7 protein-coding genes are annotated in these 11,737 nt (G+C 42.5%); all 7 read right to left on the minus strand.

The window, feature by feature from the left end; genetic code table 11:
* Positions 1-11: 11 nt before the first annotated feature.
* Entirely contained in the window at positions 12-572 is a 561-nt protein-coding gene (locus tag NSQ72_RS09140; RefSeq protein WP_341083879.1) for a CatB-related O-acetyltransferase, read from the minus strand.
* A 64-nt stretch (positions 573-636) separates the two neighbouring features.
* Positions 637-2,004: an MATE family efflux transporter gene (locus tag NSQ72_RS09145; protein ID WP_029705978.1), complete on the minus strand. Its 1,368-nt coding sequence runs from the start codon at positions 2,002-2,004 to the stop codon at positions 637-639.
* Between the two features lie 25 nt (positions 2,005-2,029).
* Positions 2,030-3,514 carry a D-alanyl-D-alanine carboxypeptidase/D-alanyl-D-alanine endopeptidase gene (gene dacB / locus NSQ72_RS09150; protein ID WP_341083881.1) on the minus strand — a complete coding sequence of 495 codons (1,485 nt, stop codon included), beginning with the start codon at positions 3,512-3,514 and terminating at the stop codon, positions 2,030-2,032.
* 126 nt (positions 3,515-3,640) lie between these two features.
* Entirely contained in the window at positions 3,641-4,615 is a 975-nt protein-coding gene (locus NSQ72_RS09155; protein WP_144490237.1) for a pectinesterase family protein, read from the minus strand.
* Positions 4,616-4,703: 88 nt separating this feature from the next.
* Entirely contained in the window at positions 4,704-5,405 is a 702-nt protein-coding gene (locus NSQ72_RS09160) for a DUF421 domain-containing protein (RefSeq protein WP_039179181.1), read from the minus strand.
* Between the two features lie 175 nt (positions 5,406-5,580).
* Entirely contained in the window at positions 5,581-7,065 is a 1,485-nt protein-coding gene (gene gltD, locus NSQ72_RS09165; RefSeq protein ID WP_039179183.1) for a glutamate synthase small subunit, read from the minus strand.
* 16 nt (positions 7,066-7,081) lie between these two features.
* Positions 7,082-11,653 (minus strand): glutamate synthase large subunit, encoded by a 4,572-nt coding sequence (gene gltB / locus NSQ72_RS09170; RefSeq protein ID WP_341083883.1) that lies wholly within the window; start codon positions 11,651-11,653, stop codon positions 7,082-7,084.
* Positions 11,654-11,737 lie beyond the last annotated feature (84 nt).

Genomic DNA, 11,737 nt, shown 5'->3' on the forward strand with positions numbered 1-11,737 from the left:
GAAAGGCTTTTTCAGCCTTTCTTTTTTATGTCTTCTATTACATTGATACACTGTTCAATATCATCAGATTGCAAAAGGTGAAAAACAGATTGGATGATTGAAAACTCTAAATTCCACCATTCTAATAACTGCAGTTTTTCGATTATTTCGGATGAAAATCGATATTTCATGAGCTGCTGGGGATTTCCTGCGGCTATTGCATATGGAGGCACATCTTTTGTGATCACACTATTTGCTCCTATCACAGCCCCGTTGCCTATACATACTCCGGACATAATCGTCGCACCATATCCAATCCATACGTCATGTCCAATATGAACATCCCCCTTCGATTTTGGGTGTCCTTTAATATGTGCAGCTTCTTTGAAAATTTGATTAAATGGATACGTTGTGACCCAATCTATACGGTGTTCCCCGCCTAGAAAAATTTTCACTTCGTTTGCGATGGAACAAAACTTCCCAATATGTAATGTCGTTCCTTCTCCCCATGTCAGCACTTGGAAATCTGGTCCGGCATAAGAAAAGTCACCGATATTGTACGAGCTTAGTTCACTTCTTTGATTTAAAAACATAGAAGATCTGACCTCCTTAAAAGTGATAGATCTTCGTATGTATATGCTGCTTTATGCCTTCACATTATGATTGAACAAGCGATACAATTTGTTTTTTCTTCCATACCAGCTGATAGTAGCTGTATTGGAGGAGTAAGTTTACAAAGAAAGCTGCAGGGTAGCCAATCCATATTCCTTTAATGCCAAGGGATGTATAGTGCGATAGCACATAAGCGACTGGTACTTCTACAAGCCAAATGGAACAAATACTAAAGATTGTTGGCCAAAGAACTGTCCCGCTTGCTCTCATTGTGGCTGCAACAATTTGGGCCGTTCCAAAAATGAGATAGCTCCATAGTGTAATGACAACCAAACTATAGGCAATGTCTATCGTCTTAGGATCTGTTAAAAAGATAGATAAAATCTGCGGTGCAAAAATATAAACGAAAATAATGATACATCCGCCTATGGCGAAGTTAAGTCCTAACCCAATTTTAATGACATCTTTCAGTCGATTCATATTCCCTGCACCAATGAATTGTGCTGCAAAGATTGAGACCGCAATGCCAAGACTCACTGCCGGCATCTGCACATAACTCACGACTTGATTGACAACACCATAGGCAGCTGTCGCCTGTGATCCATAATCGTTGACGAAAGAAATAACGGCAATTTCTGATAAAGAAATAAGGATCATATTAATGCTTGATGGGATACTGAGCTTTAATAACGTTTTTAATAGATCCCCTTTCATCAATAAATGCTTTCTCACCGATGCATCAATACGAAGTGGATGTTTTGTCTTATATAAGTAGATATGTAGAATGATAAACGTCACAATTGTTGAAATCACTGAAGCATACGCAGCGCCATATAAGCCGAACGCCGGCAGTCCCAGCCAGCCAAATAATAAAATGGGCAGCATCAGAATATTCGTTGCCGTACTAATCATTAAGAAATAAAAAGGTGTTTTCGAATCCCCTGTTCCCCGCAAGAATGTTGTATAAACAAAATAAAGAAATAAGATCGGCATTGAGATGAATAAAATTCTGGCGTAAGCCGCACTTTCCTCCACGATATTAGCAGGTGTTCCCATGAGGTTTAAGATGTCTGTTGCGAAAAAACCTCCAATGATCGCTAAAGATACGCCAATCAAAAAAGTGAATGAAAGCGTTGTGCCAATGATTTCTTTTAATTTCTGTTCATTTTTTGCTCCATACGCCTGTCCAATAAGGATCGAGCTTCCCGATCCAATTCCAATGGAAAAAGAAACGAGCAAAAAGAAAAGCGGAAAGAATGCAGAAATGGCAGCTACTGCATCCTCTCCAATCCATCTTCCGACAAGAACAATGGACACTAACTGTCCGATCGATTGCAAAATATTGCTTAGCAAAAGCGGGATGAGAAAAATGGACATGGTTTTTACTAAAGATTGATTGTTATCTAACGTCATGATGGTTCTCCTTCTCTCTCTAAATCTAAAGATTCTCAGCTAATATGCTGACAATACGGTCTTCTATCTCTTTCCCTTTTTCGTCATCAACAAGGTGATTTAACAAGATGGAAAAAGCGAGCGTTTTTCCGCCCTGCGTGTCAATATATCCAGATAGTGTGCTGACCGTTGTTAACGACCCTGTTTTTGCACGAACTTTTTCTAGTGTAGCTGGTTCTTTCAATCTGTTCCTTAACGTGCCCCCCACCATTCGTTCACTCGCCCCTGCTAAAGGGAGCGCATGTTCATAGGTTTTAAACCATTTTTCATTTTGAATGTTTGTCAAAAATAAAGTGAACTGGTTAGCAGAGACAAGGTTAATAGTTGATATCCCCGATCCGTCACGCAAAACTGCAAGCGAAGGATCGATGCCAAACGCAGGAAGCCGTTCATTCATGACGTCCAGCCCAGCTTCAAAGCTCCCTTTGTTCTTCACTTTTTTGCCTAGTTCCTTTAGCAAAATTTCTGCATGTGTATTGTTGCTTAATTTCATCATAGGAACGAGCAGCTCTGATAATGGCATCGATGTATGGGAGGCGATTTTTTTGGCTTTTTTAGGAACTTGTTTTGCTTTCAGTGGTCCTTTTACTTGAATGCCTTCCGTCTTTAACGCTCGTTTCAATAAGTCTAAAGCATAGGCGGCCGGATCCCATAAAGCTACCCATTGTTTAGATGAGCTTGCTTTAACCGGAATGGTCCCAGTCAACGTAATCTTGTTGGTTCCGTGAGAGCGCTTAAAAGAGATTTTCTTTTTTCCGCCTTCTGGAACTGTTTTCACTTGATTGATGACTTGAGCGACATCCGTCTTCGGGATCATCTCATACTCGGCTTTCTGTCCTGCTTTTTTTCCTGGTTTTACTTCGAGAATCACGGTCCCTGCATCATAATCTTGATTCGGTGAAGCCGTGAGAGCAGAAATTTGTGCCCCGTAATATTGATCCTCATCACTCCAAGGCAGATCAATGGAGTATCTCGTGTCATCAAACCAAGTGTCATCTGCTGCAAGCTGTCCGCGAATGCTATGTATTCCGGCCTTTTTGACTTGTTTGGCAAGTGCTGCAAAATCCTTCTCTAATAAAGTCGGATCGCCGGTGCCGCGAAGATAAAGGCTGCCATGTAACGTTTTCTTTTGAATGGAACCATCCATCCAGATGTCTGTAGGGAATGTGTGTGTTTCTCCAAGTATATCAAGTGCGATGGCTGATGTGAGCAGTTTCATATTAGAAGCAGGAGTAAGACGAATATCGGCTTGATGTTCATAAAGAAGAGAGTTGTCAGAAGTATCGCGGACGCTGATGCCAGAGATCGCGCCCTCTAAATCAGGTGCTGTTCGTATGAGTTCGTCTAAAGCGGTCATCCAAGCCAGTGAATCGTCACGAGCTGTGAGCTGTTCATCTTTCGCTGAAAAAGGAAGAAATAAAATCGACAGGATACATATTTGTAAAAACATGAGCTGTGAAAAACGCTTCACGTAATCCCTCCTTATTGTAGCCGCCAAATTTAGAAGAATATGTTCATTATACACAAAAGAACGTTTGTTCTCAAAGGTTTTTTAAACAGAAAAGTCAGCTTTCTTTGACGAAAACTGACAAGCCCTTTACCTCTTTTCTGGATTCCAACCATCGGCTCCTCCAAGAACTGCTTGAACCGTGATCTGACTTGCTTCGTTATTGGTTAAAATAGTTGACCATTTTACGCGGTTTGCTGGACTGCTCCCTGCTCCTGTCGATCCAAATTCTTTATACCTGGCCGTTCTTTCGTTGTCACGGTTATCCCAGTTATGCCATCCCTCTGCTTTTATATGGTCATCCATTTTTGTATGGAGGAATGTCACAGCCGAATAAGGTCTCCACGGACGTCCTAAATAAACCGATTGCGCAGCTGCCGTTCCCTTTTTCAACGTAGAATCTATGAATACGTAGCCGTACCTTTGTGCTTCTGTTGTGGATGCTGCAGTAATATACCCATTTCCAAGGCTTTTTATTTCAGCTCTTTTAAACACAGCCGTGGCTGATCCAAAAATAAAATCGACCGTGCCCTCGATATAGCAGTTTTCATAATATTGCCGCCCTGTGCCTGTTGCATAAAGTGTATCTTGATAGCCTAACACACGTATTTGTTTGAACACAGCCCGGTCGCCAGACACATACAGCGCCACCGCCTGACCAGCATGTCTGCCAGCTGTATTTTGGAAGGTAATATTTTCTGCATAAAAATCGTTTGCACGAATCATTGTGCTTGAGCTATTGGTTGTACTCCCAGTGCTTGCATTTGTGTCATCATACGTAAGGATCGTCTTGTGCTGATCTTCTCCGACAAAAGATACGTGTGGTTTATTTTGCGGAAGCAAAATTTTTTCTCTATATACGCCATTTTTAATATAGATCGTTGCCCGCTGTTGATTGTTTGCTGGAATCGCATCAATGGCAGACTGAACGGTGCGGTATGCCCCGCTTCCCTTTTGATCAACGACAAGGACGCGGTTATGCCCTGCTTCTGCTGCTTGAAGTGAAACTGGGTCATAAAGAAATAGAGACAAGACCATGATAATCCATACGTTTCTATATTTCATCACATATCTCCTCCTCATTTTGTGAACGTTTTCATCAAACATTCTTTTTGATCCTATTCCATACACGCGCAAAAAAACACCCACGTTTTTATGTTGTGGATGTTTTTTTAGATTTTTCATATTGCATTGCATAAATTCCTTCATTTTCAATCCATTCACAAAAGAGAACGTCTCGATAAGAGGAAATATGCTGCTTTTTTAATTGATCACTCAGCCAGGATTCATCAAAGCCAGCTTCTTGTAAATCATCTTTTAAAATTTCGCCGTCAATAATAAACGTTCTAGGCAATTTGACTTCTTTTCCCTTCACGTTCACATCTTCTGCTGTGGCTGGTGCGTATTTCATTTTTGGAAGAACACTGACAGATCCGTCAGTTTCCAGTATGGCATATTCAATTTCATTCAGGGCAAAATGGCCTTTTGCGCGAACCAGTGTCTGCAGCTGATTGATATCAAGCATATTCCTCTTCAACCGGTTGTAGTGAATTTTCCCCTTATCAATCACAAGCGTAGGTCTTCCTTCTAAAAACGCACGAATGGACTTAAAGCGCTGTGAAAGCCATTCAACTGTATAAATGAGAACGCCCCATACCGCAACAGCAAATAAAATGTGCTGAATCTTGACTTCTGGGTCAAAAATGGCGTTTCCGACCATTTCGCCTAAAATAAGTGCAGAAATGAAATCAAACGGTGTGATTTGTGCAAATTGTGTTTTTCCTAATAATTTTGTAATTAAAAATAAAGCAAAAAATCCAATGAAGAGTTCAGTCAAAATATTAACGAACGGCACAAAAGTTCCTTCCTTTCTTACTGCATTTATAACAGCATATACATGAAAGGAGGGATCTAAACGTGTTCGTCATTTCCATCAATGCATCATTCTTCATCTCTATCCCAATACATAAAAAGCCATGACCACACTTCGGTCATGGCTTTTCTTTATATTGTAACACCCTTTGTTTGACCTATTTTGGCAGAACCGAACTCCCCATTAAATAACGGTCTACCTCGTGCGCCACTTGTCTGCCTTCATTAATTGCCCAGACAATCAAGCTTTGCCCGCGTCTTGCATCTCCCGCTGCAAATACGCCTTCTACATTTGTTGTATATTCCCCATACTTTGCGTCAATGCGATTGTTTTTGCTGTCCACGCCAAAGTGTTTCACAAGCGGCTGTTCAGTTCCCTCAAAACCAATTGCAATAAAGACGAGCTGAGCAGGCCATACCTTCTCTGTCCCTGGAATCTCATGAAATTCAAACTTCCCTTGTTCGTTTTTCACCTTTTCCATTTGAATGGTATGAAGCTCTTTTAATTTCCCATTTTTATCTGCCACAATTTTTGTGGTTTGAATTGAATATTGACGCGGATCTTCTCCGAATTTTGCTTGTGCTTCTTCATAAGCATAATCCAGTGAGAAGACATAAGGCTGTTCTGGCCACATGTTATCCCCTACACGTGTATCTGGAAGCTTTGGATGCTTCCCGAATTGAACAACACTTTTTGCTTTTTGGCGAAGTGCAGTTGCGACGCAGTCAGCGCCTGTATCTCCTCCGCCAATCACAATCACGTCTTTTCCTTTTGCATCAATGAAGTTTTTGTCTTTGAATCCTGAATCAAGCATACTTTTCGTTGCGAGTGTTAAATAATCCATTGCAAGGTGAATCCCTTTTGCTTCCCTGCCTTCAATTAACAGGTCACGCTGCTTTTGTGCACCTGTACAAAGGATAACCGCATCAAACTGCTCTTTCAGTTCGTCGGCAGTGATATCCACGCCGATTTCTGTGTTTGTCACAAAGTCAATGCCTTCTTGTCTTAGCAGTTTGACTCTTCGCTCGACCACTTCTTTGTCGAGCTTCATATTTGGAATCCCGTAAGTCAGCAGTCCGCCAAGGCGGTCAGAACGCTCGAACACTGTAACAGCGTGTCCTGCTTGGTTTAATTGATCAGCACTTGCAAGTCCTGCTGGTCCTGAGCCAACAATGGCAATTTTCTTCCCTGTACGGCTTGAAGGGATTCTTGGCGTGATCCATCCATTTTCAAAACCTTTATCAATGATCGTGCGTTCGATATTTTTAATCGAAACAGCTGGATCATTAATAGCGACTGTACATGAACCTTCACAAGGCGCAGGACATACTCTCCCAGTAAACTCAGGGAAATTATTTGTTTTTTGCAGTCTTTCGAGCGCTTCTTTCCATCTTCCGCGATAGACCAGGTCATTCCACTCTGGAATTAAATTGTAGATCGGGCAGCCTGACACGCCGCCCCTGATCTCCATACCAATTTGACAAAACGGTGTTCCGCAATCCATACATCTAGCGCCCTGTTTCTTCAATACGTCATCTGTATAAGGAGCTGAATATTCTTTCCAGTCATTTTGACGAGTGAGAGGGTCACGTTCATTTGGCTTTTCTCTTTTATATTCCATAAAACCTGTTGCTTTGCCCATTGTCCTCTCCCCTTTCTTAATGAGCGAGGGCTGCTTTTTGCCCGTTTGCCGTTTCTTGATTTTTCGGTTTTGAATTTGCTTCAAAGGCAAACATCACCGCTTCTTCATGACTGAGGCCCGCTTGTTTTTGTTCTTCGATGCTTTGAAGCATCATTTTGTAATTTCTCGGAATGACTTTGATGAATTGATCCTTTTCTTGCTCCCAGTCTTCAAGAAGTGCTGCTGCTTTTGAGCTGTTTGTATAATCAAGGTGTTCCTTGATCATTTGCTTCACTTCTTGTTCTTCTTCATGATCTGTGAGCTTTTCAAACATGATCATTTCCATGTTGCACATTCTTTTGAACTGTTTGGCATCCGATGTATGGATGTAAGCCACACCACCAGACATACCTGCACCAAAGTTTTTCCCAACGTCTCCTAAAATGACGACACGTCCGCCAGTCATGTATTCACAGCCGTGATCTCCGATTCCTTCAACAACCACATGTACACCTGAATTACGAACAGCAAATCGTTCACCAGCACGTCCGTTAATATAAGCTTTTCCGCTAGTTGCACCGTAAAATGCGACGTTTCCTACAATGACGTTTTCATGTCCATTTTGTACAAAATGATCAGAGGTTTTAACAGCAATTTTGCCTCCTGAGAGTCCTTTGCCGATATAGTCATTTGAATCACCTGTTAAATAGAGAGACATACCCTTTGGCACAAATGCGCCAAAGCTTTGTCCAGCTGAACCAGTGAATCTTAGTGTGATCGTATCCTCTGGCAAGCCCTCTTCCCCGTAGCGCTTAGACACTTCACTGCCAGTGATGGTTCCGGCCACACGGTTGATATTGCGAATGCTCAATGATAGATCAACTGGTGTTTGATGATTCAGCGCTTCTTGTACATAAGGAAGGATTTCATTCATATCCAGCGATTCATCAATTTTATGATTTTGCGGTGTTCTGAATGTCCGCGCTCCTTCTGGCTGATAAAGCAGTGTTTCAAGGTTTAGCTGCCCTGCTTTCCAGTGAGCTTTTGCTCGTTCACTGACCGCTAGGACGTCCGTGCGACCAATTAATTCATCCATTGATGTAAAGCCGAGTTCTGCTAAGATTTCTCTTACTTCTTCTGCAATAAACATCATGAAGTTCACAATGTGATCAGGGTTACCCATGAATTTTTTGCGAAGCTCTGGATTTTGTGTGGCAACACCGACCGGGCAAGTATCTAAATGACATGCTCTCATCATTACGCAGCCCAGCACGACAAGTGGAGCTGTCGCAAAGCCATACTCTTCTGCTCCTAAAATCGCAGCCATGACAACATCGCGGCCAGTCATTAACTTTCCGTCCGTTTCAAGAACAACTCTCTCACGAAGACCGTTTAGCACAAGGGTTTGATGCGCCTCTGCCAATCCAAGCTCCCATGGAAGTCCTGTGTGTTTAATACTCGTTTTCGGTGAAGCTCCTGTACCGCCGTCATAGCCGCTAATGACAATGACGTCTGCAGTTCCTTTTGCTACACCTGCTGCGATCGTGCCAACGCCTGCTTTAGATACAAGCTTGACACTGATGCGTGCATCACGGTTTGCGTTTTTCAAATCATGAATCAGCTGTGCCAAATCCTCGATGGAATAAATATCATGATGCGGCGGTGGTGAAATTAATCCGACACCTGGCGTAGAACCACGTACATCGGCCACCCAAGGATACACTTTATTTCCTGGAAGCTGTCCGCCTTCTCCCGGCTTTGCCCCTTGCGCCATTTTAATTTGCAATTCATCTGCATTGACTAAGTAATGACTTTTCACACCAAATCGGCCAGAAGCGATTTGTTTAATGGCGCTTCTGCGATCATCACCGTGTTCATCTACTGTAAAGCGGGCAGGATCTTCTCCGCCTTCTCCGCTGTTACTTTTACCGCCAATTCGATTCATCGCAATCGCAAGTGCCTCATGCGCTTCTTTACTTAAAGATCCAAATGACATAGCACCTGTCTTAAAGCGGCGCACGATGGATTCAGCAGATTCAACCTCTTCCAGACGAACCGGCTTTTGTTTTGGCTGAAATGCAAACAAATTTCTGAGGAAGCCGATTCTTTCTTCATCCGCTGCCTTTGTATATTGTTTAAATAGGTCGTAATCTTCATTACGGCATGCCCACTGGAGCGTATGGATCGTTTTTGGATTAAAGGCATGGTGCTCTCCATTTTTTCTCCACTGGAATTCACTGCCTGATTCAAGTGTCTGGTCAGTTGCTGCTTGGTACCCTGCTTCATGACGAAGTTTTGCCTCATGAGCAATGGTGTCAAGATCAATCCCGCCAAGCTGAGAAGCTGTTCCTGTGAAATACTCTTGAATGACGTCTTCACTAATCCCGACTGCTTCAAAGATTTGCGCGCCTCTATAGCTTTGCACAGTGGAAATCCCCACTTTGGACATGACTTTGACGACACCTTCTGTCACGCTTTTACCAAACTTTGTAACAGCTTCATCAAAGCTGATCGAAATCGCTTCGTCTGCAATCAGCTGTTTGTACGTTTCATAGACAAGGTAAGGATGGATCGCATCTGCCCCGTAGCCAATCAGTGCGGCAAAATGATGAACCTCTCTCACCTCTCCAGATTCAACGATCAGACTGACCTTTGTCCGCAGACCTTGACGCACAAGGTGCTGATGAAGTGCACTTAGCGCAAGAATTGGTGGAATCGGTACTTTTTGTTCTGTCATTTCACGATCTGAAAGGATTAATAAAGAGACACCTTCTCTAATCGCTTTTTCCGCCTCTTCAAACATCGCATCCAGTCCGCGCTTTAAATCATCGGTGAAAAGTGTATGAATTGTTTTGCTTTTAAAGGCATTATGAACAATCGTTTTCAAACCGTTAAATTGGCCGCTCGTTAAGACCGGAGTATAAAGTTTAATTCTTCGGCATGAATATTCATTCGGATGTAAAATATCGCCTTCGGCACCTAACCAAGTCATGGTTGATGTCACCAGCTGCTCACGAATGGCATCAATCGGCGGGTTCGTGACTTGTGCGAACAACTGCTTAAAATAAGAAAACAGAGACTGCGCACGATCTGATAACACAGCAAGCGGTGTATCACTTCCCATTGAACCAATTGGGTCCTTGCCTTCCTCTAGTAAAGGGATTAAATACTTTTGAATGTCTTCGTACGTATAATGGAACGCACGCTGACGCGTCAACAAATCGTCCATTATACTAGAATTTTCTGAATTTTCTTCCGAGCGATTGACGTGGACCATTTCTTCATCGAGCCATTTTTGATAAGGAAGTTCATTCGCAATGGTCGATTTCACTTCTTCGTCAGAAATAATTCGTCCTTCTTCTAAATCAATGAGCAGCATTTTGCCAGGCTCAAGACGATCTTTATACTTCACATCTTCTTCATTTGTGTCAATCACGCCGACCTCAGAAGAGAAAATGATATGATCATCATTCGTGACATAGTATCTAGCCGGTCTTAATCCGTTTCGGTCTAAGATGGCCCCGATTTGTTTACCGTCCGTAAAGGAAATCGCTGTTGGTCCATCCCATGGCTCCATGAGAGAACTATGGTATTCATAAAATGCCCGTTTCTCTTTCGACATGTGCGTGTTTTCCGTCCAAGGCTCAGGAATCAGCATCATTGCTGTATGAGCAGGTGTACGGCCTGCAAGCACAAAGAATTCAAAGGCATTGTCTAAAATGGATGAATCACTTCCGTCTGCATTCAGCACTGGCAAAATCTTGTCTAAATCGTCTCCGAAGGCTTCAGATACGAATTGTTGTTCTCTTGCTCTCATCCAATTGATGTTTCCTCTTAATGTGTTGATTTCTCCGTTGTGAATTAAGTAACGGTTTGGATGGGCTCTTTCCCATGTAGGAAATGTATTTGTACTAAATCTTGAATGAACAAGTGAAAATGCAGAAACAAATGTTTCATCCTGTAGATCAAGATAAAAAGCATCGACTTGATCTGATGTTAAAAGCCCCTTATATACGATGGTTTGACTCGACAGGCTGACAAAGTAAAATTGTTTTTCCTCTTTTGTTCCCCAGTTCTCAGCCTGTTTACGGATGACATATAATTTTCTTTCAAATGACAAACGATCTGTGATGTTGTCGTTTGCTCCGATAAAGACCTGCCTCACAACCGGACAGCTCTTCGCTGCGACAGTACCAATTTTCCCAGCATCGACAGGAACCGTTCTCCAGCCAATTAATGTTTGGCCTTCCTGTTTAATGAACCCGTTGATTTTCTGTTCGATGGCTTGACGCGTTTTTTCGTCATCATCTTTTGAAAAGAAGACCATTCCTACCCCGTAACGGCCCTTTTCTGGAAGTGCAAATTCTTTGCAGTTCTTTCTAAAGAAAGCGTCTGGCAGCTGTACCATTAAACCGGCACCATCACCTGTATACGGATCACTGCCTTGCCCGCCGCGGTGATCAAGCTGGCACAGCATTTGTAATCCCTTTTTGACGATGCTATGTGTCGCCTCCCCTTTTAAATGGGCGTACAGTCCGATTCCACATGCATCATGTTCAAATTCAGGACGGTAGAGACCTTGTGGTTGTGGTAGTTGATTATAAGTCATCGTTTCTCTCCCCCGTTTAAAAGATCCGTTTTTCACAGTAATAAAATCTCACAAACTCTGTAACTTATTTTAAGTTTTCAAATT

Origin of the sequence: Bacillus sp. FSL R5-0659 (genome assembly GCF_038008785.1) — a bacterium.
Taxonomy (GTDB): domain Bacteria; phylum Bacillota; class Bacilli; order Bacillales; family Bacillaceae; genus Bacillus; species Bacillus safensis.